This is a genomic window from Variovorax sp. JS1663, from assembly GCF_002157355.1.
Lineage (GTDB): Bacteria > Pseudomonadota > Gammaproteobacteria > Burkholderiales > Burkholderiaceae_C > Variovorax.
Map to the genome: position 1 here is coordinate 1 of NZ_LYMK01000022.1, position 24,724 is coordinate 24,724.

27 protein-coding genes and 1 pseudogene are annotated in these 24,724 nt (G+C 66.1%); 11 read left to right on the plus strand and 17 right to left on the minus strand.

Annotation, left to right across the window (positions count from 1 at the left end; genetic code table 11):
• The first annotated feature begins 139 nt into the window (after positions 1-139).
• The gene (locus A8M77_RS18675) at positions 140-472 is read left to right on the plus strand and encodes a putative sulfate/molybdate transporter (RefSeq protein ID WP_238136875.1); all 333 of its coding nucleotides are present in this window, start codon (positions 140-142) and stop codon (positions 470-472) included.
• Positions 473-543: 71 nt separating this feature from the next.
• Here the strand turns inward: A8M77_RS18675 and A8M77_RS18680 are convergent, their stop codons facing one another.
• Genes A8M77_RS18680 through A8M77_RS37380 form a run of 3 tightly spaced genes read right to left on the minus strand, consistent with a single transcriptional unit; the run spans position 544 to position 3,690 of the window.
• The gene (locus tag A8M77_RS18680; protein WP_443271713.1) at positions 544-2,931 is read right to left on the minus strand and encodes a copper-transporting P-type ATPase; all 2,388 of its coding nucleotides are present in this window, start codon (positions 2,929-2,931) and stop codon (positions 544-546) included.
• Positions 2,897-3,145 carry a DUF2933 domain-containing protein gene (locus tag A8M77_RS18685; RefSeq protein WP_158100948.1) on the minus strand — a complete coding sequence of 83 codons (249 nt, stop codon included), beginning with the start codon at positions 3,143-3,145 and terminating at the stop codon, positions 2,897-2,899. Before A8M77_RS18685 ends, A8M77_RS18680 begins: the two co-directional genes overlap by 35 nt.
• A 14-nt stretch (positions 3,146-3,159) precedes the next feature.
• On the minus strand, positions 3,160-3,690 hold the full coding sequence (locus A8M77_RS37380) for a heavy-metal-associated domain-containing protein (protein WP_337590022.1): 531 nt from the start codon (positions 3,688-3,690) through the stop codon (positions 3,160-3,162).
• On the opposite strand from A8M77_RS37380, the gene A8M77_RS35300 reads away from it, so the two are divergent.
• From A8M77_RS35300 to A8M77_RS35305, 4 genes and pseudogenes are all read left to right on the plus strand, one after another.
• Positions 3,632-4,087, plus strand: a complete 456-nt coding sequence (locus A8M77_RS35300; RefSeq protein ID WP_143694655.1) for a DUF2946 family protein — start codon at positions 3,632-3,634, stop codon at positions 4,085-4,087. The two genes, A8M77_RS37380 and A8M77_RS35300, sit on opposite strands and share 59 nt — an antisense overlap.
• Before the next feature lie 132 nt (positions 4,088-4,219).
• Positions 4,220-4,488: pseudogene (locus A8M77_RS18700) on the plus strand (DUF411 domain-containing protein); the annotation flags it as partial.
• 11 nt (positions 4,489-4,499) lie between these two features.
• The gene (locus A8M77_RS18705) at positions 4,500-4,844 is read left to right on the plus strand and encodes a copper-binding protein (RefSeq protein ID WP_086923011.1); all 345 of its coding nucleotides are present in this window, start codon (positions 4,500-4,502) and stop codon (positions 4,842-4,844) included.
• A gap of 111 nt (positions 4,845-4,955) precedes the next feature.
• A complete protein-coding gene (locus tag A8M77_RS35305; RefSeq protein ID WP_143694656.1) occupies positions 4,956-5,225 on the plus strand; it encodes a hypothetical protein in 270 nt (89 codons plus the stop codon).
• Between the two features lie 637 nt (positions 5,226-5,862).
• On the opposite strand, the gene A8M77_RS18715 is transcribed toward A8M77_RS35305, so the two are convergent.
• The gene (locus A8M77_RS18715) at positions 5,863-6,066 is read right to left on the minus strand and encodes a hypothetical protein (protein WP_086923012.1); all 204 of its coding nucleotides are present in this window, start codon (positions 6,064-6,066) and stop codon (positions 5,863-5,865) included.
• A gap of 355 nt (positions 6,067-6,421) precedes the next feature.
• On the opposite strand from A8M77_RS18715, the gene A8M77_RS18720 reads away from it, so the two are divergent.
• On the plus strand, positions 6,422-7,630 hold the full coding sequence (locus A8M77_RS18720; RefSeq protein ID WP_086923098.1) for an NAD(P)H-dependent flavin oxidoreductase: 1,209 nt from the start codon (positions 6,422-6,424) through the stop codon (positions 7,628-7,630).
• Positions 7,631-7,646: 16 nt separating this feature from the next.
• On the opposite strand, the gene A8M77_RS18725 is transcribed toward A8M77_RS18720, so the two are convergent.
• Complete coding sequence (locus tag A8M77_RS18725) at positions 7,647-8,060, minus strand: group III truncated hemoglobin (RefSeq protein WP_086923013.1); 414 nt, start codon at positions 8,058-8,060, stop codon at positions 7,647-7,649.
• Between the two features lie 200 nt (positions 8,061-8,260).
• Here A8M77_RS18725 and acs point away from each other — a divergent pair, with 200 nt between their 5' ends.
• Positions 8,261-10,237 carry an acetate--CoA ligase gene (gene acs / locus A8M77_RS18730; protein ID WP_086923014.1) on the plus strand — a complete coding sequence of 659 codons (1,977 nt, stop codon included), beginning with the start codon at positions 8,261-8,263 and terminating at the stop codon, positions 10,235-10,237.
• A gap of 71 nt (positions 10,238-10,308) precedes the next feature.
• On the opposite strand, the gene A8M77_RS18735 is transcribed toward acs, so the two are convergent.
• Positions 10,309-10,812: an NUDIX domain-containing protein gene (locus A8M77_RS18735; RefSeq protein WP_238136876.1), complete on the minus strand. Its 504-nt coding sequence runs from the start codon at positions 10,810-10,812 to the stop codon at positions 10,309-10,311.
• 59 nt (positions 10,813-10,871) lie between these two features.
• Here A8M77_RS18735 and A8M77_RS18740 point away from each other — a divergent pair, with 59 nt between their 5' ends.
• From A8M77_RS18740 to A8M77_RS18755, 4 genes are all read left to right on the plus strand, one after another.
• On the plus strand, positions 10,872-11,333 hold the full coding sequence (locus A8M77_RS18740) for a bacteriohemerythrin (protein ID WP_086923016.1): 462 nt from the start codon (positions 10,872-10,874) through the stop codon (positions 11,331-11,333).
• A 63-nt stretch (positions 11,334-11,396) separates the two neighbouring features.
• Entirely contained in the window at positions 11,397-11,981 is a 585-nt protein-coding gene (locus tag A8M77_RS18745; RefSeq protein WP_086923017.1) for a hemerythrin domain-containing protein, read from the plus strand.
• A gap of 104 nt (positions 11,982-12,085) precedes the next feature.
• Positions 12,086-12,760 (plus strand): response regulator, encoded by a 675-nt coding sequence (locus A8M77_RS18750; RefSeq protein ID WP_086923018.1) that lies wholly within the window; start codon positions 12,086-12,088, stop codon positions 12,758-12,760.
• Positions 12,757-14,139 carry an ATP-binding protein gene (locus A8M77_RS18755; RefSeq protein ID WP_086923019.1) on the plus strand — a complete coding sequence of 461 codons (1,383 nt, stop codon included), beginning with the start codon at positions 12,757-12,759 and terminating at the stop codon, positions 14,137-14,139. Before A8M77_RS18750 ends, A8M77_RS18755 begins: the two co-directional genes overlap by 4 nt.
• A 25-nt stretch (positions 14,140-14,164) precedes the next feature.
• On the opposite strand, the gene A8M77_RS18760 is transcribed toward A8M77_RS18755, so the two are convergent.
• From A8M77_RS18760 to A8M77_RS18810, 11 genes are all read right to left on the minus strand, one after another.
• Positions 14,165-14,854 (minus strand): hypothetical protein, encoded by a 690-nt coding sequence (locus A8M77_RS18760; RefSeq protein ID WP_238136877.1) that lies wholly within the window; start codon positions 14,852-14,854, stop codon positions 14,165-14,167.
• Between the two features lie 12 nt (positions 14,855-14,866).
• The gene (locus A8M77_RS18765; RefSeq protein WP_086923020.1) at positions 14,867-15,745 is read right to left on the minus strand and encodes an SDR family oxidoreductase; all 879 of its coding nucleotides are present in this window, start codon (positions 15,743-15,745) and stop codon (positions 14,867-14,869) included.
• Entirely contained in the window at positions 15,742-16,416 is a 675-nt protein-coding gene (locus A8M77_RS18770; RefSeq protein ID WP_086923021.1) for a TenA family transcriptional regulator, read from the minus strand. The genes A8M77_RS18765 and A8M77_RS18770 overlap by 4 nt, the downstream gene beginning before the upstream one ends.
• Complete coding sequence (locus A8M77_RS18775) at positions 16,413-17,864, minus strand: AMP-binding protein (RefSeq protein ID WP_086923022.1); 1,452 nt, start codon at positions 17,862-17,864, stop codon at positions 16,413-16,415. The genes A8M77_RS18770 and A8M77_RS18775 overlap by 4 nt, the downstream gene beginning before the upstream one ends.
• A complete protein-coding gene (locus A8M77_RS18780) occupies positions 17,861-18,508 on the minus strand; it encodes a thermostable hemolysin (protein WP_086923023.1) in 648 nt (215 codons plus the stop codon). The genes A8M77_RS18775 and A8M77_RS18780 overlap by 4 nt, the downstream gene beginning before the upstream one ends.
• A gap of 143 nt (positions 18,509-18,651) precedes the next feature.
• Positions 18,652-19,050, minus strand: a complete 399-nt coding sequence (locus A8M77_RS18785; RefSeq protein ID WP_086923024.1) for a TraR/DksA family transcriptional regulator — start codon at positions 19,048-19,050, stop codon at positions 18,652-18,654.
• Between the two features lie 8 nt (positions 19,051-19,058).
• Entirely contained in the window at positions 19,059-20,090 is a 1,032-nt protein-coding gene (gene adhP / locus A8M77_RS18790) for an alcohol dehydrogenase AdhP (protein ID WP_086923025.1), read from the minus strand.
• A gap of 42 nt (positions 20,091-20,132) precedes the next feature.
• Positions 20,133-20,852 (minus strand): acetoacetyl-CoA reductase, encoded by a 720-nt coding sequence (gene phbB / locus A8M77_RS18795; RefSeq protein ID WP_086923026.1) that lies wholly within the window; start codon positions 20,850-20,852, stop codon positions 20,133-20,135.
• A gap of 2 nt (positions 20,853-20,854) precedes the next feature.
• Complete coding sequence (locus A8M77_RS18800; protein WP_086923027.1) at positions 20,855-21,508, minus strand: BON domain-containing protein; 654 nt, start codon at positions 21,506-21,508, stop codon at positions 20,855-20,857.
• 119 nt (positions 21,509-21,627) lie between these two features.
• On the minus strand, positions 21,628-23,313 hold the full coding sequence (locus tag A8M77_RS18805) for a PHA/PHB synthase family protein (RefSeq protein WP_086923028.1): 1,686 nt from the start codon (positions 23,311-23,313) through the stop codon (positions 21,628-21,630).
• 21 nt (positions 23,314-23,334) lie between these two features.
• Complete coding sequence (locus tag A8M77_RS18810; protein ID WP_238136878.1) at positions 23,335-24,609, minus strand: trypsin-like peptidase domain-containing protein; 1,275 nt, start codon at positions 24,607-24,609, stop codon at positions 23,335-23,337.
• Between the last annotated feature and the right edge of the window lie 115 nt (positions 24,610-24,724).

The following is a 24,724-nucleotide window of genomic DNA, read 5'->3' on the forward strand; positions in this document are numbered from 1 at the left end:
ATCACCGGAGATCAAGTAGTCTCCAAAACCTTGGACTCGCTAACTCAACACTGGCACGGCTGAAGGGGGCAGGTCACAGGGCTGATGAATGTGGCGGCGTCGGGGAGGGGGCGTTCCGATGTGCAATGGCGCGGGTGGCATGGCGGCCCATGTTGCTTTCGGTGCCCGGACTGGCGGCGCGACCGTTATCCTGGGATTGGTACTTGTCGTACTCGCGGTGTTCTTCAGCGGCTCCGTCTCGACCATCTTCGCAATGTTCCCGCCGTCTGTACTGGGTGTCATCCTGGCACTGTCCGGCGCACAGCTGGCGATGGGCGCAGCGCTGCCGCACAACTCGCGTCGTCGCGTTGGTCACGGCGGCGATGTGCATCTGGAACGTCGAGATCGCGTTCGTCATTGGCCTTGGGCTGCACCTACTCGCCCGTCGAGGTTTGATGCGGATCTAGCTCCCAGAATTCGCCGATTTCACTGAGGCATTTGGGGACAACTGAATTACTTCGCGAAAAGCCTCGGATGCTGAACTAGTCAAAAGCCAACAAGCTCTCAGTCGACTGTCGCAGAACGCAGGCGCAGAGCATTCGCTATCACGCTCACGGAGGACAACGCCATCGCTGCAGCCGCCACTACGGGCGATAGAAGTAGACCTAAGAAGGGATAGAGAACGCCTGCAGCGATTGGGATCCCCGCGACGTTGTACGCGAAGCTCAGGAATAGGTTCTGCCGGATGTTGCGCATCGTCATGTGCGACAGCTTGCGCGCCTTGACGATACCCATCAGGTCCCCCTTCAGCAGGGTGATGCCCGCGCTTTCCATCGCCACGTCCGTTCCGGTTCCCATCGCGATCCCGACATCCGCTGCGGCGAGCGCCGGGGCATCGTTCACGCCGTCGCCGGCCATCGCGACCACGCCACCTTCCTTGCGCAGCCGCGCAACGATGGTTGCCTTGTCTTCGGGAAACACCTCGGCGACCACTTCGTCGATGCCGAGCTCTTTGGCGACGGCCTCCGCAGTCGTCTTGCCGTCGCCAGTGAGCATGACGATGCGCACGCCCGCGTCTCGCAAACCCTTGAGAGCCGCGGGCGTAGTTTGCTTGATCGGGTCCGCGATGGCGACGAAGCCGGCGAGCTTCCCGCCTAGTGCTACGAATATGACTGTGGCCGACCTGGCTCTCTGCAGTTCGGCCGCAGCATTGAGAGGCAACACGTCGATGTGGTGCTCCGCGAGAAACTTGGCCGCACCGCTCACCACGTTCACCCCGGCCACGTTTCCGAGTACTCCCTTGCCCACAGGTGAGTCAAAGTCCGTCACGTCCGCGAGTTGCAGATGGCGTTCCTGAGCCGCCGCGACGACGGCCATCGCCAAGGGGTGCTCGCTGGCCCGCTCGACGCTGGCCAGCTTCTGCAGGACGTCGTCGGCCCCGAACCCACTTGCAGGCTCAACGTGGACGACCTTGGGTCGGCCTTCTGTGAGGGTACCCGTCTTGTCGACGACGACAGTGTCGACCTTCTCCATGCGCTCGAGTGCCTCCGCATCGCGAATGAGAACGCCATGCTGCGCGCCGCGCCCGACTCCCACCATGATGGACATCGGCGTAGCGAGGCCGAGCGCGCAGGGACACGCAATGATGAGAACGGCCACTGCCGCGATGAGCGCGTAGGAAACCGCCGGGCTTGGGGCCCACACAAGCCAAGCGACGAACGTAAGCGCTGCGACGAGAAGAACCGCAGGCACGAACCACGCGGCCACTTGGTCTGCCATGCGCTGGATCGGAGCTCGGCTGCGCTGGGCGGCTGCGACCATGTGAACGATTTGAGAGAGCAGGGTGTCGGCGCCGACCTTTTCCGCGCGCATGACGAAGCTACCTGTTTGGTTGATGGTTCCGGCCGTCACCTTGGAGCCCGCAGCCTTCGATACAGGCATCGGCTCGCCTGTGACCATGGATTCGTCCACTGTGCCGTTGCCCTCGACAAGCTCGCCATCGACGGGGACCTTCTCTCCGGGACGCACGCGCAGCAGCTCACTGGGTTGGATGGTGTCGATCTGCACTGTTTCGTCTGAACCGTCTTCTCGCACACGGATCGCTGTTTTTGGGGCCAGGTCGAGAAGCGCTTTGATGGCACCGGATGTTTTCTCGCGAGCGCGAAGCTCCAACACCTGGCCCAGCAGCACGAGGACCGTGATGACCGCCGCAGCCTCGAAGTACACCGCGACTGCTCCACCGTGGCCCCGCAAGGCTTGAGGAAACAGGCTGGGTGCCAATGTGCCAACCATGCTGTACACCCATGCCGCTCCGGTGCCGAGGGCGATGAGCGTGAACATGTTCAGGCTGCGGTTTTGCAGCGAAGACCATCCGCGGGCGAAGAACGGCCAACCGGCCCACAGGACAACGGGGGTCCCGAACAGCATCTGAATCCAGTTGGAAGTCTGCGCCCTGACCAGATGGCCGATGTCGAACAGGTGCCCTCCCATTTCCAGGAAGAAGACGGGCAAGGTCAGCGCCAATCCGATCCAGAAGCGGCGGGTCATGTCCCGCAGTTCCGGGCTTTCGCCGGTCTCGCTGGTTGCGATGGCCGGTTCCAGCGCCATGCCGCAGATGGGGCAGTTTCCAGGCCCCATCTGGCGAATCTGTGGATGCATCGGACACGTGTATTCCACTTCCCTGCCACCTTTCGCTGCCGGGGCGGGCGGTGCTGCGGTGGCTACAGGGTGGTGATGCTGATGCCCGTGTGGATCGCCCGCTTTCGCGGCATGGGCCGACGGCGCGGCCACGGGCTCGAGGAACATCCCGCACTTCGGGCATTTGCCTGGCCCTACCTGGCGCACTTCGGGGTGCATCGGACAGGTGTATGCACCGCCCGAAGCCGCAGTAGCTACGGGCTGCCCATGGTCATGGTGTTCATGCCCCCCATGCGAAAGGTGTTCCTGCTGCATGCTTGCTCCCGTTTTCGTCTCTGCTTGAAGCCGCAATCGCGTCGAGCGGCTCGATCATCAGCGGACATGCGGCCAGGAATGCAAAGGGCAGCAGCGCCAGCACGTGGTCCTTGTGTGCGACCCATAGGTAGATGCTCGCCATTACGGCGACTATCGTCGAGATGACTCCGAAGGGCGTCTTCCAGAAAGACGGGCGGGCGTGCTGCTGGTCCATGGTGGGCTCCTGTACTAGTGGCAGCATGAGCCAGCAGCCGGCGCGGCTCCTTGACGTGCGTCAAATGGCGCTGCCTTCCGGGTTCCACAGCCGCACCCGCAGCCGGTTGCGGTTCGCGGCGCCGCGGCGGCCGAGGCAGGTGCTGCCTGAACCTCTTGCGGCGTGTAGCCGGCGTCCCGGATGGCAGCGGCCAAAGCCGCCACCGGCACTGCGCCGCTGACGCGAACCAACTTTCGTGGGGTGTCGACCTTAATGTGCGCGGACTTGTCCACTGCGATGACGGCCTTTGTGATGGTGGTCGCGCAGTGCCCGCACGTCATGTCGCTGACCTGGAAGGTGACCATTGCTTGTCCTTTCGGTGTTGGTGAAGCAACTGTCAACCCTCCCATCGTGTCAGGGTCAAGACTTTTCTTGCGGCTTGACCTTCCCCCGGGAGCAGGGTTCATAGTGCCGAGGGTGGCGCGGCGAATAGCCGAGCTACACAGATTGAACTTTCCTGCCCGTGCTAACCTAACTGCTGTGAAGACGTTTCGCCGCTGGCTCATGCTTCTGGTGGCCGTACTGCTCCCGATTCGGGGCGCACTGGCTGCGGGCCTGCTGTGTCCGGTGGGCGGCTTTGGCCTCCAGACCGAGGTTCAACTGACCCAACACACGCATGGCCATGAAGCGAGCGCGGTCGGACATGAACACCAGCAACACGAGGTCACTGCGCAGGACCATGGCGCCGGCCATGACCACGCCGGCAGCGGCGCCCCGGACCTGGCCGGCAGCGCTGCGGATAAGTGCAATCTCTGTTCTGCGTTCTGCTCCGTGACCGGCCTCATCAGCGCCACTGTGGCCATTGCCGCGCCTCAGCCCGTCTTCACGGTGTTCCCAGACCTTTACGCGCCTCCCGCGAGCTTTGTCTCGGACGGTCAGGAGCGTCCACCCCGAACCATCTGACCCATTGAGGCCTCCGCGCGAGGCCTCATGGCGCTCGTGCGTCAGCACGGGCATCGGTCGGCCTTCGCGTCGGCGATTCAGATGAATTCGAGAGCACGCAAATGCGGGAGCAAGCGTTCCAAGCAGATGACCAGCGCCGTTCGCAAGCGCCACGGAATACCGGACCAGTTCGGCAGTTGCCACACGGCCATTGTTGGCGGCTACGCCCTGGAAGGCCACGTTCCTGCCGCAGACGTCAAACGCCTGCTCGCACAGGAGGCAAACGCCGCTGGCCTGAGCGTCCCTGGAATGCCCGTGGGTTCTCCGGGCATGGAGTGGGTTCCCGCAAGGACCCGTTCCAGGTGCTTCTCATCGACAAGGCGGGCCGCTCCAGTGTGTTCGCCACCTATCCCAAGACCTAACGGAGATTCATATGAAAACATTGCACCCATTGGCCCTTGCAGCTGTCCTGCTCGCGTCCTCCGTCGGAGCACAGCAAGCACCTCAAGGTGGAGAGCACTCCTCGCACCACCCGCCTGGCGCCGCGGCAGCCGCACCTCAGTCCGAAGGAGAAGTGCGCAAGGTGGACCTCGAACAAGGGAAGGTCACGCTCCGGCATGGGCCGCTTGCCAACCTCGACATGCCGGCGATGACGATGGTTTTCACGGCAGCAGACCCGAAGCTCCTGGAAGGCCTGAAGCAAGGCGACAAGGTGCGATTCACCGCCGACAAGAAGGACGGCTCGTATTTCGTCACGGCCATCGAGGCTGCGAAATAGAGCGCGACTTGTTCAGCCCGGGTTGATGCATGTCAACTGGCTGGACCGGCCACGCCCGTAGTGTGGAGTTGCGGTGCTCGATGCTCCACAGTTAACCGTAAAGGAAGTCCCATGAATGTCATCTCACGAACAGTTTCTCTGGCTGCAGCGGCTTTCCTCGCCCTGGGACTAGCCGCCTGTGCTGCAGCTCCGGAAAAAGGCGAGGCCCATGCTCACGGGAACATGGACACGATGGAGATGAAGTCCATGTGCGACATGCACAAGAAGATGATGAGCGGCAAGCCGTCCGCAGAGCAGCAGGCGATGATGCAAGAGCACATGAAATCGATGACACCAGAGATGCGTCAGCGAATGCAGGCAATGCACGAACAGTGCAAGTAGAGACGCGATGGCCGGGCGCGTAGCGGTTCGGCTGGGACCCACAGAGAGGCGCGGCCAGCTCTCGGCAGCGGCGCTGACGCTCGGTGGCGTAGTCCTGTTCGGCCTGGGCCTGTAATTCATTTTCATTCGCCCGGCGGTGCTGCCAGAAGACCCTCGCTTATGCGATCGTCACATGGAACGAGAAGGATTTTCCCAAGGAGGTCCTTGACCCATTCGGCATCGAGGTGCAGACCCCCGATGAATTCGTTCTCAACCAGCTGATGCTGGAGAAGCTCACCGCGCTTGCCGCCCTCACGCGCATGCGTGAGCGCTGGGCACTGCGCAGTACGACGCTATGGCGTTGGTCAAGGGCTTTCTTGCTTCTGAACATTCGCTTGCCTCCCTCTCTGACCCAGTCGAGGGTCGGCGAAGTTGTGCGCCGCGGCGGCCCACTCGTCGGAGAGGGTGACCCCATCTGCGGCGACGAGAATGCGTTTGAACATCATCCAATTTATGCAAGATTGAGAGCCTGCAGCGTAGCGGGGCAGTCTTTGGGCGTGCGCTCAGCGCGACGCACAGTTCTTGCGCTGCGCAGACGCAACGGCCTCGAATGCAAGCAGGCACCGGTGCGACACGCATCGGCCGGCGACCCGCCTGCTCAATGTGACAGGCTGGGGCGCACTTCGGGCGATGTGAGATCGATGCCCATGACGGCGCGTGCATAGAGGTAGTTGATTCGCGCCTTGTCGCTGAGTGCATCCATGTCGACGTGCCCAAGCGCGTCGCACGGGAATGCATAGTTGCGGCGGCCCTCGAACAGGGCGTGGAAGCGCAGCTCGTAGCCATGTGTCGTTGCGTTCATCGCTGTCTCCTTCGTGGCGCCCCGACTTCCTGGTGAGGGGAATCCGGCATGTCGCTGGCGTGGCTTCAATCTAGGCGCGACCCTTGACCGGGCGTTGAACGTGGCGCATCACTGGGAAACACTGTGTCAACGGCGTGTGTCAACGGCTGTTCCGATGAGCATCCCGGGGCCAGGAAGGCCTTGCGACCTGTCTGGCAAGCTCCAAGCTTGACCTTTGTCAACATGTCGGCTGAGACGAGGCATTAACGTGGGAGGAGTTCCAACCGATGGCGCGCAGGTGCCTGGCGCCGCCCCAATGATGCTTGCCGACCACATCGAATCGCCGCCCGAGACGGCGTCCGACCCTGAATCCTTGATGACGCTGAGTTGCGCGAGCGGCCTTGCCCCGCTGCGCCTGGGCGGGCGGGCGCTTCTGCCGATTGTCCAGGGCGGCATGGGCGTAGGCGTCTCGGCGCACCGCCTGGCCGGCAGCGTCGCGGCGCTGGGTGCGATGGGGACGATCTCTTCGGTCGACCTGCGCCGCCACCACCCGGACCTGATGGAGCGGACGCGTGACCTTGCACCGGGCGATGTTGCAACACGACGCGCCAAGGAAGACATCAATGCGGCCAACCTGGAGGCGCTGGCGCGAGAGATCCAGGCAGCACGCCGCATTTCGGGCGGGCGCGGTCTGCTGGCCATCAACGTGATGCGTGCGGTGGGCGAGTACGCACCGTCGGTGACGCGTGCGCTCGAATGCGGAATCGATGCCGTCGTGGTCGGCGCCGGGCTGCCGCTGGACCTGCCTGAGCTGGCGCAGGACCATCCGGCCGCGCTTCTCGTGCCCATCCTGTCGGACGCACGAGGCGTGCAGCTGCTCGTGCGCAAGTGGGAGCGCAGGAAGCGTCTGCCCGATGCCATCGTGATCGAGCACCCGCAGCTTGCGGGTGGCCACCTCGGCGCCGCGAAGATCGCGGACCTGGCAGACCCTCGCTTCGATTTCGAGAACGTGATCCCGCAGTCGATCGGCTTTCTGCGCAGTGCCGGTATCGAGAAGGAGATCCCGTTGATCGCGGCGGGCGGCATCCGCAGGTTCGGGGATATCGCGCGTGTTCAGCGGCTGGGAGCTGCCGGCGTGCAGCTGGGCACTCCTTTCGCCGTCACGCGGGAGTGCGATGCACACCCCGAGTTCAAGCGCGTGCTCGCACAGGCGCGCGACGCAGACCTGGTCGAGTTCACCAGCGTGGCGGGGCTGCCGGCGCGTGCCGTGGCGACCCACTGGCTCAAGGCCTACCTGAAGGCGGAGGAGAAGCTGCAAAGCGTGTCACACGTGAAGCCGCGCTGCACGCTGGCCTTCGATTGCCTCGCACAATGCGGTTTGCGAGACGGATTGGCCGCCTGGGGCCAGTTCTGCATCGACACCCAGCTGGCCGCGGCCCTGCGCGGCGACGTGAAGAAGGGACTGTTCTTCCGCGGTGTCGGCGCCTTGCCGTTCGGCGAGCAGATCCGCGGTGTGCGGGAACTGCTGGAGCACTTGCTGACACGGGACGAAGCGCCGGTCGCTCCCGCCCCCGGCGCGTCCTGACCCGTTCGGCGTCCTTCTACTTGGCGCCGGGCCCGCCGTGTCTGGATTGATAGCCGTACCACAGGCTGCCCGCGATTCGATGTGCCAGGTCGTCCGCACGTGCCTGCAGGGCCGGATTGTCCAGGCTCGCCGTGGTCTCGCGAAACAGGGCGAGCCAGCGGTGGAAAAGACAGGGTGTGAGTCCGGGCAGGGCGGCATGCCTGGGCATTGGGGATCCTCGGTACCGGGCGGTGCCCCGCAGGGCGGATGACCAGAAATCGACCAGCTTGGCCAGATGGCGGTCCCATTCCGGGACGTGCGACTCGAAGATGGGGCCGAGTACCGCATCGCGGCGCACCTTCGAGTAGAAGGCGTGGACCAGGCGGCTCACTTCCTCCTCGGTGCAGAACTCCGGATGCGGCTTCGGAAGCTCCGAGAGCCCGGGTTCCATGGCGTCTCGCATTGCACACATCGTCGTCTCCTTCCGCTCTGGTGCCCCGCGCACTCAGCGCTGCGGTTCCAGCCTACAGTGAGTCCGATGGATATTCCTTGATCTGAAACAAGCTTCCTTTCTGCACCGGAGGTTTGCTCTAGCGCAAGGTTTCCCGAAGCGGGGTCGACGACGATTGCCGTGCAAACAGGAGCAAAGGCATGACCTCATCGGACGAAAAGCGAACCTCTGGGCACTACCCTCCACCGGCCGCGCTCGCGCGCCGCGCCCATGTGGCCGGCCGCGCCGCATACGACGCGCTGGTTGCCGAGGCCGAGGCGGACTACGAGGGCTACTGGGCGCGGATCGCCCGTGAGTTCGTGGAATGGAAGACCCCGTTCAAGACCGTGCTGGATACCGGCCAGGCGCCCATGTACAGGTGGTTCGGAGATGGCACCCTGAACGTGTCGTACAACTGCCTGGACCGCCATGTCGCGGCCGGCAGGGGCGACAAGATCGCGATCGTCTTCGAAGCCGACGACGGCAAGGTGACGCAGACCACCTACGCGCAACTGCTCGCGCAGACCTGCCGGATGGCCAATGCGCTGAAGGCGCGGGGCATCGGCAAAGGAGACCGCGTCGTCATCTACATGTCGATGTCGGTCGAGGCCGTCGTGGCCATGCAGGCATGTGCGCGCCTCGGCGCGGTGCACTCGGTCGTGTTCGGTGGTTTCTCCGCGCATTCGCTGCGGGACCGGATCGCGGACACCGGTGCCATCGCCATCATCACTGCCGATGAGCAGGTGAGGGGCGGCAAGACTCTGCCCTTGAAGGCGTTGGTCGATGAAGCGCTCGCCATGGGCGGCTGCGAGGCGGTGCGCACCGTCGTCGTGTACCGTCGCACCGGCAACCCGATTGCGTGGCAGCAGCGCGACCATTGGATGCACGAACTGATGCAGGTGCAGCCGGAGGTCTGCGCGCCCGAATGGGTGGAGGCGGAGCACCCGCTGTTCCTGCTCTACACCTCCGGCTCCACCGGCAAACCCAAAGGCGTGCAGCACAGCAGCGGTGGCTACCTGGTGCAGGCCGCAGTGACCGCCAAGTGGACCTTCGATCTCCATGACGATGACGTGTTCTGGTGCACTGCCGACGTCGGCTGGGTGACGGGCCACACCTACATCGCCTACGGTCCGCTCGCCGTCGGGGCGACCGAGGTGGTGTTCGAAGGTGTTCCGACCTATCCCGACGCGGCGCGCTTCTGGCGCATGATCGAGCGCCACAAGGTCACGGTTTTCTACACGGCCCCTACCGCCATCCGGTCCTTGATCAAGGCGGCTGAAAGCAACGAGGCAGTCCACCCGCGGCGCTTCGATCTGACCAGTCTGCGCATTCTCGGATCCGTCGGTGAGCCGATCAATCCGGCTGCATGGGAGTGGTACCACGAGCACGTGGGCGGTGGCCGCTGCCCGATCGTCGACACCTGGTGGCAGACGGAGACCGGTGCACAGATGATCACGCCGCTGCCTGGTGCCACCGACCTCGTACCGGGGTCGTGCACGCTACCCTTCCCCGGCATCGCGGCCGCCATCGTCGACGAGACCGGCGAGGACCTGCCCCATGGCGAGAGCGGCATCCTGGTCATCAAGAAGCCATGGCCCGGAATGATCCGTACCATCTGGGGAGACGACGCGCGCTACCGCACGAGCTACTACCCGGCGGAGCTTCGCGGCTATTACCTCGCGGGTGACGGTGCGGCGCGCGACGCGCAGACCGGCTACTTCACGATCGGCGGCCGCATCGACGACGTGCTCAACGTCAGCGGACATCGCATGGGTACGATGGAGATCGAGTCCGCGCTGGTGGCGTGCACCGACCTGGTCGCAGAGGCGGCGGTCGTCGGCCGGCCGGACGAGACGAGCGGCGAGGCGATCTGTGCATTCGTCGTCCTCAAGCGCTCGCGACCGACGGGGGAAGAGGCCGGCAAGCTCGCCGCCGAGCTGCGCAGCTGGATCGGCAAGGAGATCGGTCCGATCGCCAAGCCCAAGGACATCCGCTTTGCCGACAACCTCCCGAAGACGCGCAGCGGCAAGATCATGCGGCGCCTGCTGCGTTCGGTCGCCAAGGGAGAAGCCATCACGCAGGACACGTCGACGCTGGAGAATCCGGCCATCCTGGATCAGCTGTCGGAAGCGCATTGAGGCGCCGATCCGGCGCAAGGGGATTTGGGCTGGGCGATTCGCAATGGGATGCAGCGGCCCGTCCTGCGACGCTACGCTCGAAGAGACGCTTCGAGCCGATCGATGAATGTCACGAGTCCCGGAAGAATCCGCACTCGTGCCTCTGCTGGAGTGAACCAGGCTGCGCGATCCGCCTCCGGGTAGCTTCTGATACGGCCCGATCGCGGCGGCCACTCCAGTTCGAAGCTGTTCGAGGAAAGCGCCGCAGGATCGCAATCGCCCTCGAATGCCCAGGCGCAGACGAGCTTGCCGCTGCGCTGGCGCGCTTCTCCGAGGCTTGCGTGGCCGCTCCCGGGTGCGAATCCGGTCTCCTCGGTGAACTCCCGCTTGGCCGCGTCGACGGCATCCTCGGCCTCGGCGTCGTACTCGCCCTTCGGAAAGGTCCACGCGCCTTCATCCCGTCTGGCCCACAAAGGCCCTCCCGGGTGCACCAGCAGGACTTCGAGCAGGCCGCTGTTGCGGCGGTACATCAGCAGGCCGGCACTTCGTGTTGCCATCCAGGCGGATTCCTTTCGTCGTGGCCGATGTTGCGCCATGTCAATGTGCTGCATCTTCCGCAGGGATAACGTGGCGTCATGATCTGCAGGAGACCTGAATGATGACACTGAGCTGGTCCGACTCGCTGACCCTCGGCGTGCCTGTCCTGGACAGGATGCACCGGGAATTCGTCCAACGGCTGGCTCGGGTGCAGGACGCCGACAACGAGCACCTCGAACCGGCATGGCGCGCGCTCGTCGAGCATGCGGCCGAGGTGTTCGGCGCGGAAGATGAGTGGATGCAGGCCACCGGCCATGCCGGCGCCGCGAGCCATCGCAGCAAGCACCACGTCGTGCTCGAAGTGATGCGCGAGGGCCTTCTCCAGGCGGGGGAGGGACGCCTCCTCCAGGTCCGGGAGATGGCCCGGCAACTCGGGAGCTGGTTCGTGCACCACGTGCAGACGCTGGATGCCGCACTCGCCTTGCACCTGCGCAACACGGGCGTCGACCAGGCCGACTCGGCACGGCAGGTGACATCCAGCCATGGACCGCCCGAACGCATCCTGCAGCCTGTTCCTTGATCTGCAGCAAGGTCCTTTGAACATCCGCATGAGAGCCTCGGAGCATCTTCCATGGAGTCTCCGATGACACACACCACCACCAGGATCATCCGCGAGGAGCACGGGGCGCTTTCGGCCATGCTGCGCTCGATCGTGCTTCTGCTGGCCCAGCATCGCCGGCAGGAAACGCTGCCGGATTTCGGCGTGCTGCGGGCCATGCTGTTCTACGTCGACGAGTTCCCGGAGAAGCGGCATCACCGGAAGGAATCCGAACTCCTGTTTCCCAAGCTGCGCGCACGCACGCCCCTGTCGCGCGAATTGCTGGACCGGCTCGACGAAGATCATGCGCTGGGAGAACGCCGCATCCGGAACGTGGAGCACGCTCTCCTCGGCTTCGAGATGATGGGAGAGGCCAGGCGGGAGGCCTTCGAGAAAGCTCTCGGGCAGTACGTCGACTTCTACCTCTCGCACATGGCGATGGAAGAGCGCGAGATCCTCCCGCTGGCCGAGCGGGTGCTGACGCAGGAGGACTGGGCCGACCTCGACGAGGCGTTCGGCGCGAACCGTGATCCGCTGACCGGGTTCGAACCCGATGAGGAATACAGGCAGCTGTTCACACGCATCGTGAACGTCGTGCCGGCACCGCTTGGGTTGGGCGCTGCCTCCTGAGCTGGTGTGCGTGCAAGCGAGCTTCGATGCGCATGGCATCGTTGCTCGCCGACGCCCCGGAGGCGTCCGCATAATCGGGTGCATCGCATTGCGAGTGAACGACCATGCGCATTCTCATCGTTGAAGACGACGCGCCGTTGGGCGAGGCGCTGACGGCTGGATTGCGCCAGCTGGGACAGGCGGTCGACTGGTTCAACACCGGGGCATTGGCGGATGCAGCCCTGTCCGGCGCGAACTTCGATGCCATCGTGCTGGATCTCGGGCTGCCGGGGAAAGATGGTATGCACTGGCTCGTCCGCTGGCGCGACCGCGGGCTGAACGTGCCGGTGCTGATCCTGACCGCCAGAGATGCCGTCGAGCAGCGCATCGCCGGCCTCGATGCAGGCGCGGACGACTACCTGGTCAAGCCCATCACGATCGACGAACTCTCCGCACGTCTGCGGGCCCTGGCACGGCGCGCGTCCGGCCAGACCCAGCCGGTGTGGCGCAAAGGTGCACTCGAGTACGAACCTGCGGCCAGGCTGGTGCGATGGAAGGGCGTGCCGGTCGAACTGACGGGCCGCGAGATGACCCTGCTCGAAGCCCTGTTCGCAAATTCGCCGCGCGTGTTGTCCAAGGCACATCTTCAGCAGAAGCTCTATGACTGGAGCGGCGACGAGCCCGAGAGCAATTCGCTGGAGGTGCATATTCATCGACTGCGGCGCAAGATCGATCCCGCCATCGTTCGCACGGTGCGGGGGGTAGGTTATGCGCTCGGGTCCGGCGAAGCATCGGTATGAGCACGGGTGCGGGCCGCCGTTCGCCCAGCCTTCAAAGGCGGCTGCTGATCTATCTGGCGCTGTGCGCGCCGCTCGTGTGGTCCGTCGCATTGCTGGTGTCCGTCCACCGCGCGCGCCATGAGGTCAACGAGCTCTTCGATACCGAGTTGATCCTCCTCGCACGCCAGGCGCTGCGCACGATGGGCGATCCGTCCGCGGCCCGGGCCATCCCGCTTCCCACTGCGCCGCACGAGGGCAGCAAGGAGGCGGGAGATTCCGACTTGCGGGATCTTGCCATCGCCGCATGGGATGCGCGAGGCCGCCTGGTGCTGGCCGACCGCGATATCGCCCAGATGCCGTATCGCCCCGAGCGCTCGGGCTTCTCGGACGAGACACTCAACGGCCAGGCATGGCGTGTGTATTACCTGCGCTCTTCCGATGGCGCGTGGCTCGTCGCCGTCGGCCAGAAGACCTACGAGCGCGACGAGATCGTGTTCGGCCTGACTGCGAGCCAGATCGTGCCGTGGCTGCTCGTGCTTCCGGTGCTGCTGCTGACCATGGCGTGGGCCGTGCGCCGTGCGCTGTCGCCTCTTCATCAGCTCACGACCGATCTGCAGCGGCGCGGGCCTGACGACCTGGAGCCGGTGCCGATGCACGCGACACCCAGGGAGCTGAAGCCGATGGTGAACGCCATGAACGGCCTGTTCGCGCGCATCGATGCGATGATTCAGCGTGAACGCCGCTTCACCGCAGATGCGGCACACGAGCTGCGCACCCCGTTGGCAGCCCTGAGCGCGCAATGGGACGTGGTGCGCCGCGCCGCCCGAGGCGGGGAGCGCATGGCGGCGGAGTCGAAATTCACCGCGGGCATGGAGCGCATGGGGCGACTGGTCGCGCAACTGCTGGCGCTCTCGCGCCTGGAGACCAGCGACATTGCCGCCATGAAGGTCGAAGTGCAATGGCCATCCATCGTCGAGGAAGCGATCAGCGATTGCCTGCTGCTGTCCGAGCGACGCAGGATCGAGCTCGTCTGCGAATGGCCGCCGCGGCACCGGCATCCGATGCCCCTGCTGGGCGATCCCCATCTGCTGACCGTCCTGCTGCGCAATCTGCTGGACAACGCGGTGCGCTATTCGCCGCCCGGAAGCACCGTGACGCTACGCATCGGCGGGGAGCAGATCGAGGTGGAGAACGAGGGGCAGCCGCTGTCGGGCGAGCAATTGGCACGTCTCGGGGAGCGCTTCTATCGCCCCGAGGGCCAGCCGGAGAGCGGCAGCGGGCTGGGCGTGTCGATCGTCCGGCGCATCGCCGACCTGCATGGGCTCGAGCTGGTGTTCGAAAGGAACGAATCGGGGCAGGGCGTGCGCGTCGTCGTGCGCTTCGCCGCGAGGTCTCGCTGAGCGGCGCTGGCAGGCCCGCGCGCGCTCAGCGTCCCTTGCGAGCCTGCTCGAGTAGCGTGCGCGCCTCTTCCCGACGGCCTTCGTCCGCGATCTGCCGGCCCGGTCGCGGCGGCGCCTGCAAGGCGCGCTCCAGGTAGATCATGGCCTGCTCGGGCTGCTTGCTCTCCAGCAGATACTCGCCATAGAAGAAGTTCGGGTCGATGCCCTTGGGATTGAGGGTCAAGGCCTTCCCCAGCAACTCCCTGGCTTTCGCCTTGTCGCCGAAGCCGACCGGCCATCCCGGCACCTTGTAGTAGAGGACGCCGAGGCTGTTGTAGGCAGAGCCGTCGAGCACATCGCCATCGATGCGGATCGCTTCCTCATAGAGCGCCTTGGCCTGCTTGACGAGGCCGAGCGCGCCCAGGCCGCCTTTCTCGCCTGCCCATGAGCTGACGATGATGCCTTCCCACACCAGCGGCTCGCTGCGGCCCGGGTTGGCCTCGCTGACCTTGCGTGCCTGAGCGGCCAGCGCCTCGAAGCGCCTCTCGCGTTCCGCCGGTGGCGTCTTGTAGCGGATCTGCTCCCAGTCGCCCTGAAGCTGGACGATGGAGTCCTGCAGGCTCGCCGCTCTGGCGGGTTGCACCAACCCGTGCGTCAAGACCGCGGCCAGCAGCACGCCCACCCATCGGCGGCGCGGGAGCATGAAGGCAGGTACGTGATCGATCAGGCTTCTCATGGGAAAAGGTCCTCAGGGCAACGGGGTGATGGAATGTGAATCGGCAGTCGCCGATGCGCGCGTCTGCGTGTCGGCTGCAGGCTGCGCCGACAGGTCCGGCGGCGCAGGCAGGCTGCGTCGGTGCTTTGCGAATGCGCCATCCAGCATGGCCGGCGCCAGGCCGTTGATGCGGGCGGCGATCTTTTCCGGGAAGCCGAGCAAGCGCTCCGCCGGCACCGACTCGAGCATCTGCACCACGGCGCGGGCGACCGTCTCCGGATCGTCCATGGCCGTGCCTGTCGCGCGGTTGTAGGCTTCCACCTCGCGGCTGTTGAATCGTGTGCGCGTGCTGCGCGGGCCGAGGTACTGCACGCGCACGGAGGTGTCCGCTGTCTCGCGGCGCAGCGCCTCGGCGAAGCCGCGCAGGCCGAATTTGCTGGCGCTGTAGACGCTGAAGCCAGGCAGCCCGATGCATCCCAGCACGGAACCGATGCAGATCACCTGCGCCTTCGGAACGCTGCGCAGATGCGGCAGCATCTTCTGCGTCAAAAGCATCGGGGCCAACAGGTTGACCTGGAGCAGACGCGCCATCTCCCCGTCTTGCGCGGCCTCGAGTCGGCCGAAGCCGGCGACGCCCGCTGCATGAATGATCACGTTGCATTCCCACGCCATCGCGGCCTCGCACAGCGAGGTCATGTCGGCGGGATTGGCCAGGTCGCCGGAATGCCATTCGATGCGCCGCGGATCCCCCGTTCGGCCGGCCATCAGCGTCCGGGCCTGGGCTGCCAGCCTGGCGGGCGATCTCCCCGTGAGCAGCAGCGATGCGCCGGCACGCATCAGAGCGGCCGCGCTGGCTTCGCCGATGCCGCCATAGGCGCCAGTCAGGAGCACGCGTGCTTCGGCCGCCCTCATCGGGCACCTCCAGCATCGATCTGCGGCAGGGGCAGGCTGCGAAACACGTCGCCATAGAGCCGGTAGAACGCGCAGGCGGCGTGCACGATGTCGGCCTGGTCGCTGGCATCGTCGATGCGGTCCATCAGCATGGCGAAGTGCGCCGTGTGGTCCTGGTCCAGCGTGCCGTGCGAGCGCAGATAGCTGAAGGCGCGGTCGGGCAGTTGGAGCGGCTTCTGGATCTGGTCGGCGGCAATCAAGGCCAGTGAGACGCTCGTGCCTTCGAGCACGTGCACCATGCCGAAGAAGCCGAGTGGATTGCGCCGCGCAATCATGTCGTATGCATAGGCCACCATCACTTCCGCAGCGTGGCCGGGCGCTCCATGGCGAACAAGGTCCGCGTTGCCGCCGCAGGCGCGGATGTCGTCCAGGATCCACTCGTCGTGGCCCTGTTCCTCTTCGACATATTCGTCGAGCGGTGCATGCAGCCAGGCGTGGCGTGCGGGGAGGGCCGCCTTGCAGGCGCGAAGCAGCGGGACCGTGTGCCGCACGTGGTGATAGGCCTCGGTCAGGAAGGCCAGATAGCTCGGCAGCGATACCTCGCCGCGCAGGCAGCCCTGGATGATCGGGGCGGCCAGGAGATTGGCACGCGCATCGGCGGTCTGATCGATCAGTCGGTTGTTGAAGCTCATGGCAGGTCCGTTGAAATCCGGTTGGAAGCGCTGATGCCCAGGGCGTCTGCATGTCGCGCCAGGATGGCAGCGCGCTGGGGGCGGCCGTTGGGCGTCGCCATGCCAGATTCGGCATCGAACGGCGCGCGGCCGCGTGTCCAGTGGCCGATGTGCGCGTAATCGGGCAGTGCACCGTTGGCGGCGTCGACGGCTGCCTGCAGTACGTGGTCGGATGCGCCGGGCTGCACGGGCCACAGCACCGCGCTGAGTGCGGGCTCGCCGTCGCCGAAGACGACGGCCTGCATGATGGCGGCTTCGTCGCGCAGCGTGGTCTCGACCCACTCTGGCGACACGTTGCGCCCGAAGGAGGTGATGAGCAACAGCTTCTTGCGGCCCTGCACGTGGAGAAAACCTTCCGCATCGATCCACCCCAGATCGCCCGTCGGCCACCAGGGCGGCGCAGGCGCCGGGTCGCCGAGGTAGCCGGAAAACAGGCTGCCGGCCACTTCGATCTCGCCGTCGGCCGCCACGCGAAGCCGCGCGTGGGGCAGTGCGCGGCCGGCGCTGCCGACACGCTGCGCATCGGGCAGGTTCAGCGTCTGCACCGACGCGCCTTCGGACAAGCCGTAACCCTCGTAGGCGGGTATGCCAAGGGCGCGCGCCGCGGTGAGCACCTTGGGGCCAACGGCGGCCCCGCCGACGGCGACCATCCTGAGCGAGTCGGGCGCGCGCACGCCGGACTGCATGAGGTGGCCCACCCAGGCCCGGAGCATCTGCGGCAGCAGGATGATGCTGTGCGGCGTGTGGCGCTGCACGGCCTCCTGGAACGCGGCGGGATCGAAGCTCGACGAACCCTTGAGCCCGATCTCCTGCAGCGGCAGGACCACGCAGGTCGCTCCGCGCGCCAGCGGCGCCATGAGTCCGGCGATGTTCTCGAGCAGCACCGCAAACGGCAGCGCGTTCAGGTGGCGCCGGATGTCCAGAGGCTCCAGGGCCCGCACCAGCGCATCGGCGACGGTCCGCATGCTCTCGGCGCCGAGGCACACGCCCTTCGGTGTCCCCGTGGTGCCCGACGTGAACGTGATCTTGGACGTGCCGGCGGGCATCGGCACCGCTTGAAACGGAAGACGGATCAGGGACAGCGTTTCACCGGCGATGTCGCGCGCCTGCGATGGGTGGTCTCGCCAGCCCGTGGTCAGCGCCGGGGTCGTCACCAGGGTGTCGACGCCGGCAGCAGCCAGCGCGTGGGACACCTGTGCAGTTGTGAAGAAGAGCGGCAGCGGGACGTGAACGACCTTCGCCCGAGCACAGGCGAGGTCGATCACGACCCATGCAGGACTGTTGTTCAACCAGGAGGCGAGCACGCGCGTTCCCTGCGCCGTGAGCTGGTCGGCCAGGCTCTGCGCGGCGGCGCTCACGTCGCCGGCGCTCCATTGATGCCGGCCGTCATCGATGACGGGAGCGCTCATCGATCCAGCTCCGCGCGGCGTGTCTCTCGTGTCAGGCGTCTGATCGCCTGGGGGAGATGACCCGCCAGCACGGCCGGCCCGTGCTCGTAGTAGCTGCCCCACGACGCGGCTTGCTCCCCGAGCACTCCCGGATCCGCGCGGCCGAGTTCCACGGGCGTGACGCCGATGCGCAGGAAGAGATGCCTGAGTTCCCGCGTCAGCGTGCCCACCACCCATTGGAAACCTTGGGCAGCCAGATGCGCGCCCAGGAAGTGGATCAGGCGACGGCCCTCTCCGGCACGCGTGGCGGCCAGGTGGCCGACTTCGACGATGCAGTCCCGTGACGGGTGTTCGTCGACGTGCCCCCCCAAGATCGTCTCGATCGGGGCTTCGAGGTAGCGCTCGAGGAACAGGGGCGCCTGCGCCGCGGCGCGGTAGCCGGCGGCGGCCACCATCGTGCCTGCCGGATCTCGCAGGCTTACCAGGACCGGTGCGAACTCGACAATCTGCGCGCCGTACCGATTGGCGTAGACGCGGCAGATGAAGTCCTCGACCTCGTGCCGCCCCGGGTCGTCGGCGACGTGGATGGCGAACGCGCCGGGCTGGCGGCCGCGAGGGCTCGATGGTGGCCTCGGATCAAAAGATGTCGTAAGGGAAGGGTGCATGAACACGTCTGCTGTGACAGTCCCCGCCAACGGGGGATGCGGACATGTTCGAGGATGTAGATGAACAACGCCTTAAGCCGCGCGCGTCTGCTCCCGAAGAGGGCTTCGGCGGCTACCAGGACGGAAGCCGAGCCGCTGGCGGCTCAGACGGGCGACGGGCCGCTGGGCCCGCGGCGCCGGCGTACCTCCCAGGTGGTCTGGCAGGCCGCGCAACGCACGGCGATGGGCTGCGTCATCAGCCGCTCCAAGGCAATCTCTTCACCGCAGTCGGCGCAGGTGCCGTAGCGGCCTTCCGCCATGCGCTGCTGCGCCTGCTCGATGCCGCGCAGCCTGCTGCGGTCGATCTCCATCTCCGCGAATCGCACGTCGTCGATACGGTGCGTCTCGGCTTCTTCGGCATGGTTGCGAACATCCTGGGGCTGCAAGGACGCGTCGAGCCCTGCTGTGGATGCGGTGCACCGCAATTCCTCCAGCACCTGCTGGCGCATTTGTTCGAGGCGATCGGAGAGGAGGTGTCGGTCGGACGGGGACAGGCGTTCCATGATGGGCCTCAAGCTTCGTCACTCAACCGCATCACCACCCGGCCTTCGATCCTGCCGCGTCGCATGTCGTCGAAGATGAGGTTGATGTTGTCGAGACGATCCTCTGCGCAGACCGCGCGGACCTTGCCTTCTCCGGCGAAGGCCAAGGCCTCCTGCAAGTCCTTGCGGGTGCCGACGATCGAGCCGCGCACCGTCTTGGCGTTCAGCACCATGTCGAAGATCGGCAGGGGGAAATCGCCTGGCGGCAGGCCGACCATGGACATGGTGCCGCGCTTGTGGAGCATGCCCAGTCCCTGCGCGAATGCATCGCGCGAGACGGCAGTCACCAGCACGCCATGGGCGCCGCGCAGGGACCGCTGCAGCTCCCTTACCGGGTCCGTCTTCGCCGCGTTGACCACCATGTCGGCGCCGACCTCGCGAGCCAGCTCCAGCTTTTCGTCCTCGACGTCCACCGCCGCGACGTGCAAGCCCATCGCCTTCGCGTATTGCACCGCGACGTGGCCCAGCCCGCCCACGCCGGAGATGGCGACCCAGTCGCCCGGCTTGCAGTCCAGCACCTTCAGGCCCTTGTACACGGTCACGCCCGCGCAGAGGATTGGCGCGATCTCGGTAAATCCGACATTGCCGGGAAGATGTCCCACGTAGCCTGGATCCGCGAGCACGTATTCCGCGTAGCCGCCGTTGACGGTATAGCCGGTCATTTGCTGTTCGTCACAGAGCGTTTCCCAGCCGGTCAGGCAATGCTCGCAATGGCCGCAGGCGGTGTGCAGCCAGGGCACGCCGACGCGGTCGCCCTCGCGCACAGCCTTCACGCCGGCGCCTACGGCAGCCACATGGCCGACGCCTTCGTGGCCGGGAATGAACGGCAGGCGTGGCTTGACCGGCCAGTCGCCGCTGGCGGCGTGCAGGTCGGTGTGACACACGCCGGACGCGGCGACCTTGACCAGCACCTGGCCTGGGCCCACCTCGGGCACGGGCATGTCCTCGATGCGCAGGGGTTGGCCGAATTCACGGACGACGGCAGCTTTCATTGTGGTCATCGGGGTGCCTTGGAATGTGAACGAAGGGGAAGCAAGAGGCGCTCAGGCCATGTACTTGCCGCCGTTGATGGACAGCGTGGTGCCCGTGATGTACGAGGCCTCGTCGGAGGCGAGGAAGACGACACCGTTCGCGATCTCGGCTGGCGAGGCGAGCCGGCCCACAGGAATGGTCTTCAGGACCTGCGCCATGATCTCTGGTGCGACAGTGTCGACCATGGCCGTTTCCGTGTAGCCGGGGGCGATGAGGTTCACGGTGATGTTGCGTGACGCGCTTTCGAGCGCAAGCGACTTCGTCAAGCCCACCATGCCCGCTTTGCTGGCGGCATAGTTGCATTGGCCGATCTGGCCTGACAGGCCGTTGACTGAACCGACGTTGACGATGCGCCCGAAGCGGCGCTCCCGCATGCCTTCGATGACCGCGCGGCACATGTGGAAGCAGCCGCCCAGGTTGACGTCCAGCACCTCGCGCCATTGCTCGTGTGTCATCTTGTGCAGCATCGCGTCGCGGGTGATGCCGGCGTTGTTCACCAGGACATCGATGGGCCCGATCTCGCCTTCGACGCGCAGGACGCCTTCGCTGCATGCAGCCGCGTCGGCCACGTTCCAGGCGAAGGCTGGAATGCCGGTGCGGCCGGCGAAGTCCTGTGCGGCCTGCGCATGCGTCCCATAGTTGACGGCCACCCGGTATCCCGCGGCGAGCAATGCCTGCGCTACCGCCGCCCCGATGCCGGCGGTGCCGCCTGTCACGAGCGCAACGCGCATGCTCAGGGCTCCACCAGCAGGTGATTGACCACGCTCGCGACGCCTGGCGCCGCCGATGCAGCGCCCTGGGCTGCCTTCCGCTCGGCCCAGGAGCGGACCGTGCCGGAGAGGGAGACCTGCCCACCTTCGACCGTCACCTTGATCTGGCTGGCGTCGCGATCGGCCTGGCGCTGCAATGCGTCGCGGATGTTCTGCTCGATGTCGGTCGGAGTGAACTTCGGCTTGACCAGCACGCGGTTGGTGACACCGGTGACGCCCAGCAGATTCCTGACGGCAAACTCGGCGGCTTGGCGCTGGTAGGCCCACTCGACCTCGCCGATGAGGCTGACCCAGCCGTTCTCGACCATGGGCCGGATCCTGCCGTCGGGCACCAGCACGTTCCATTCCAGTGCGCGCTCCACCGCCATCGCGATGTCGGCGTCGGTACGTTCGTAGCCTGCCGCCAGGCGCACATTCATCTCGATCGCGATCGCCTTGACGCCCTTGACGCGTTGCACCGCGCGCTCGATGGCGTGCTTCTCCGCGTGGCTGGCAGGATGGCCGGTCAGTGTCACCACACCGTCCTTCACGATCACACCCACGTCGGTCGCCGTGATCGCGGGATCGAAGTTCAACTCGGCCACCACGTCACTTCGAATCATCGCATCGGATTTCATCGGATCTCCTTCCTTGGATGGTTGCCGGCGCTGTGAAGTCGGTGTCGGCAGGAGCATTCTGGGAGAGGTTGGCGCCGCGCACCTTGCGCCAGATCAAGGCATCGCGTCGTCCGGCCGCATCAGCGCATTGCCACGTACTGCCCAGGCGCATCGCACAAGGGAAGATAGCCCGCCTTCGCATGGCCCATGGCCGGCGGCTTGACTCGCGCGGATGAATGGGTGGACAGCCATTCGTCCAATGCCGGCCACCACGATCCCTCGACGCGCATCGCTTGTGCCACGTAGGTGTCCGGCGGTACGTACGGGTGGTCGTGACGCCTGTCATGGATCCGGTAGGAGCGGCCGTGATGCCCAGGCTCGCTCACGATGCCTGCGTTGTGGCCGCCTTCCGTCAGCACGAAGCGGATGTCGGTATTGCACAGCAGGTTGAGCTTGTAGACGGATCGCCAAGGCGCCACGTGATCGGTGCGAGTGCCCACGGCGAAGATCGGCAAACGGAGGTCGCCCAGCGACACGGGACGCCCGTCGACCGGGAAGCGCCCCTCTGCCAGGTCGTTCTCGAGGAACAGCCGACGCAGATAATCGGCGTGCATGCGGTACGGCATGCGCGTGCCGTCGGCATTCCAGGCCATCAGGTCGGTCATCGGTGCACGCTCTCCCAGCAGATAGTTCTGGACCCAGGGTGTCCATATCAGATCCATCGCGCGCAGCAGATGGAAGGCGCCCGCCATCTGCCATGCATTCAAGTAGCCCTGGCGCGCCATCAGGTCTTCGAGGAAGCTGAGCTGGCTCTGGTCGATGAACAGGCCGAGCTCACCGGGCTCGGTGAAGTCTGTCTGCGCGGCGAGCAGTGTCAGCGTGGCAAGGCGGTCGTCGCCGTCGCGGGCCAGCGCTGCGGCGCCGATGGCCAGCAGGGTCCCGCCAAGGCAGTAGCCCAGCGCGTGGATCCTGCGGCGCGGCACGATGGCGTGAATGGCTTCGAGGCTCGCCATGAGCCCGAGCCGCAGGTAGTCTTCGATGCCCAGGTCTGCATCGGCGGCATCCGGATTCTTCCAGGAGATCGCGAACACCGTGTGGCCCTGGCCGACCAAGTAGCGGATCAGCGAGTTGTCAGGGGACAGGTCGAGGATGTAGTACTTCATGATCCAGGCGCTCATGACCAGGATCGGCTCGGGATGGACGGTCGCGGTGGTCGGCTCGTACTGGATGAGCTCCATCAGCCGGGTGCGCAGCACGACCTTGCCGGGCGAGCAGGCGACGTCCTTTCCCGGCACAAAGGCCTCGACGCCCTGCGGAGGTTGATCCGACACGACACGCCGGAAGTCTTCGCTCCATTCGAGCGCACCCCGGACCAGGTTCCATCCCCAGGTCGATCTCGTGCGCTCGCTCACCACCGGGTTGGTGGCGCAGAAGTTCGCCGGCGAGCACATGCCCAGCAGCTGGCGTGCCGCGAAAGAGACAATCTCGCCGTGATGGCGTTCGACACCGGGCACATCGCTGGTGAGATTGCGCACGAACTGCTCGACGTCGCGGAAGGCGTCCCGGTACATGCTGAATGGCCAGCGCGCCCATGCCGGATGGGCGAGCCGACGGTCCAGCTCGGTCGGATCGGGGGTGGTCGGTCCATGCGGTGGGGGGCGGAGCAGCCCTGCCACAGTTACCTCGGCACTGCGCACCGGCTGCGCGGCCATGTGAACTGCCCAGTCGGACCAGGCCAGCATCAAGGCCGCGGGCGACAGGCCTCGCGTCCATTGTGCGATGGCGGCATGGAAAGTGCGGTCGAGTTCGTCGATGGGTAGGCTCATCAGCGGCCTTTCGTTCTTTCTCTAGGGTGGAAAAGCCGGGATGGCGAGCCGGATCGGCACGTACGCCGCGCGCCGCTCGCGCATGACCAGCAAGGCGATGGCCTGGCTGGAAGGCGTGCGCGACACGGCTTGCCGGAACTCCTCGATGGTGCTCAGGCGCTGTGCGTTGACGGCGAGGATCACGTCGCCGCTGCGGATGCCCTCGCTGCGGGCTGCGCCCGACGACTCGCGCACCATCAGGCCGCCCTCGATGCCGAGCTGCAGCCGCTGCGCCCGCGAAAGCTCGCCGAGAACGAGGCCCAGGCCGTGCTTCCATTCGATCGCCGCCGCGGGCGCCGGCAGCGGCGCTTGCGGCGCTTCGGCCAGGATGGCGCGGACCGTGCGGGCCGTGCCGTCGCGCCAGACCGCCAGCTCGATGCGCGTTCCGGGTGTTCCACTGCCGATGCGCTGCAGCACTTCGGCATGCCGCGGCAGGACGTTGCCGTCGATCGCCGTCACGATGTCGCCCACGCGCAGGCCCGCGCGCTCGGCCGGGCTGCCCGGCTCCACCTTGGCGACCAGCGCGCCCCCGCCATGCGCCAGCGCGAAGGACTGCGCCAGCAGCGGCGTCATCTCCTGGAACTCGGCGCCGATCCTCGCCCGCCGGACTTTTCCCGTCGCCCGCAGCTGGGCCGCCACCTGCATCGCGAGATTGATGGGAACCGCGAACGACAGACCCATATAGCCTCCACTGCCGCTGTAGATCATGGAGTTGATCGCCACCACTTCGCCGCGATGGTTGAACAGCGGGCTGCCGGAACTGCCCGGATTGATGGCGGCATCCGTCTGGATGAAGGGAATTTCGCCGGCGCCGGCGATGAAACGGTCCTTCGCGCTCACGACCCCCGTGGTGATGCTTCCGTGAAACCCGAATGGGGCGCCGATCGCCGCGACCCAGTCGCCCGGCGACAGCGCAGACGAGTCGCCGATGGTGGCGACGGGCAGGCCGTCGGCATCGATCTTCAAGAGTGCGACGTCCGTCTGCCGATCGCTGCCCACGAGCCGCGCCATGAAGCGGCGCCCATCGTCCAGGCGCACCTGCGCCTCGTCGATCTGGCTGACCACGTGGGCGCTCGTCAGGATGTACCCGTCGCTGGAGAGAATCACACCCGAGGCGATGTCCCGGATCTCGCTGAGTTGCAATCGGGCGGGCAGCGGCCAGGCGAGGCGGTCGGCGAAGTCGTTCTCGGGCGCGAACTCCAGGTTCATCTCGCCCTCGCTCTCGTCGCGTCCCACGCGCAGCGTGCTGATGTCCACCACTGTCGCGCTTCGGCTGGCGACGAGACCCGGGAAATCCGGTCCACCGTGCGGTTCCGGTCGCCCTTGCCGTGCGGAGGACAGCGACGGGGCAATGCTGCACGCACAGAGCGAG

Bases quoted from the DNA above. Each gene is read 5' to 3' on its own strand.
- A8M77_RS18675 (WP_238136875.1), top strand. From the start codon at position 140: ATGGCGGCCCATGTTGCTTTCGGTGCCCGGACTGGCGGCGCGACCGTT.
- A8M77_RS18680 (WP_443271713.1), bottom strand. From the start codon at position 2,931: ATGCAGCAGGAACACCTTTCGCATGGGGGGCATGAACACCATGACCAT.
- A8M77_RS18685 (WP_158100948.1), bottom strand. From the start codon at position 3,145: ATGGACCAGCAGCACGCCCGCCCGTCTTTCTGGAAGACGCCCTTCGGA.
- A8M77_RS37380 (WP_337590022.1), bottom strand. From the start codon at position 3,690: ATGAGCCAGCGGCGAAACGTCTTCACAGCAGTTAGGTTAGCACGGGCA.
- A8M77_RS18705 (WP_086923011.1), top strand. From the start codon at position 4,500: ATGAAAACATTGCACCCATTGGCCCTTGCAGCTGTCCTGCTCGCGTCC.
- A8M77_RS35305 (WP_143694656.1), top strand. From the start codon at position 4,956: ATGAATGTCATCTCACGAACAGTTTCTCTGGCTGCAGCGGCTTTCCTC.
- A8M77_RS18715 (WP_086923012.1), bottom strand. From the start codon at position 6,066: ATGAACGCAACGACACATGGCTACGAGCTGCGCTTCCACGCCCTGTTC.
- A8M77_RS18720 (WP_086923098.1), top strand. From the start codon at position 6,422: ATGACGCTGAGTTGCGCGAGCGGCCTTGCCCCGCTGCGCCTGGGCGGG.
- A8M77_RS18725 (WP_086923013.1), bottom strand. From the start codon at position 8,060: ATGGAACCCGGGCTCTCGGAGCTTCCGAAGCCGCATCCGGAGTTCTGC.
- acs (WP_086923014.1), top strand. From the start codon at position 8,261: ATGACCTCATCGGACGAAAAGCGAACCTCTGGGCACTACCCTCCACCG.
- A8M77_RS18735 (WP_238136876.1), bottom strand. From the start codon at position 10,812: ATGGCGCAACATCGGCCACGACGAAAGGAATCCGCCTGGATGGCAACA.
- A8M77_RS18740 (WP_086923016.1), top strand. From the start codon at position 10,872: ATGATGACACTGAGCTGGTCCGACTCGCTGACCCTCGGCGTGCCTGTC.
- A8M77_RS18745 (WP_086923017.1), top strand. From the start codon at position 11,397: ATGACACACACCACCACCAGGATCATCCGCGAGGAGCACGGGGCGCTT.
- A8M77_RS18750 (WP_086923018.1), top strand. From the start codon at position 12,086: ATGCGCATTCTCATCGTTGAAGACGACGCGCCGTTGGGCGAGGCGCTG.
- A8M77_RS18755 (WP_086923019.1), top strand. From the start codon at position 12,757: ATGAGCACGGGTGCGGGCCGCCGTTCGCCCAGCCTTCAAAGGCGGCTG.
- A8M77_RS18760 (WP_238136877.1), bottom strand. From the start codon at position 14,854: ATGAGAAGCCTGATCGATCACGTACCTGCCTTCATGCTCCCGCGCCGC.
- A8M77_RS18765 (WP_086923020.1), bottom strand. From the start codon at position 15,745: ATGAGGGCGGCCGAAGCACGCGTGCTCCTGACTGGCGCCTATGGCGGC.
- A8M77_RS18770 (WP_086923021.1), bottom strand. From the start codon at position 16,416: ATGAGCTTCAACAACCGACTGATCGATCAGACCGCCGATGCGCGTGCC.
- A8M77_RS18775 (WP_086923022.1), bottom strand. From the start codon at position 17,864: ATGAGCGCTCCCGTCATCGATGACGGCCGGCATCAATGGAGCGCCGGC.
- A8M77_RS18780 (WP_086923023.1), bottom strand. From the start codon at position 18,508: ATGCACCCTTCCCTTACGACATCTTTTGATCCGAGGCCACCATCGAGC.
- A8M77_RS18785 (WP_086923024.1), bottom strand. From the start codon at position 19,050: ATGGAACGCCTGTCCCCGTCCGACCGACACCTCCTCTCCGATCGCCTC.
- adhP (WP_086923025.1), bottom strand. From the start codon at position 20,090: ATGACCACAATGAAAGCTGCCGTCGTCCGTGAATTCGGCCAACCCCTG.
- phbB (WP_086923026.1), bottom strand. From the start codon at position 20,852: ATGCGCGTTGCGCTCGTGACAGGCGGCACCGCCGGCATCGGGGCGGCG.
- A8M77_RS18800 (WP_086923027.1), bottom strand. From the start codon at position 21,508: ATGAAATCCGATGCGATGATTCGAAGTGACGTGGTGGCCGAGTTGAAC.
- A8M77_RS18805 (WP_086923028.1), bottom strand. From the start codon at position 23,313: ATGAGCCTACCCATCGACGAACTCGACCGCACTTTCCATGCCGCCATC.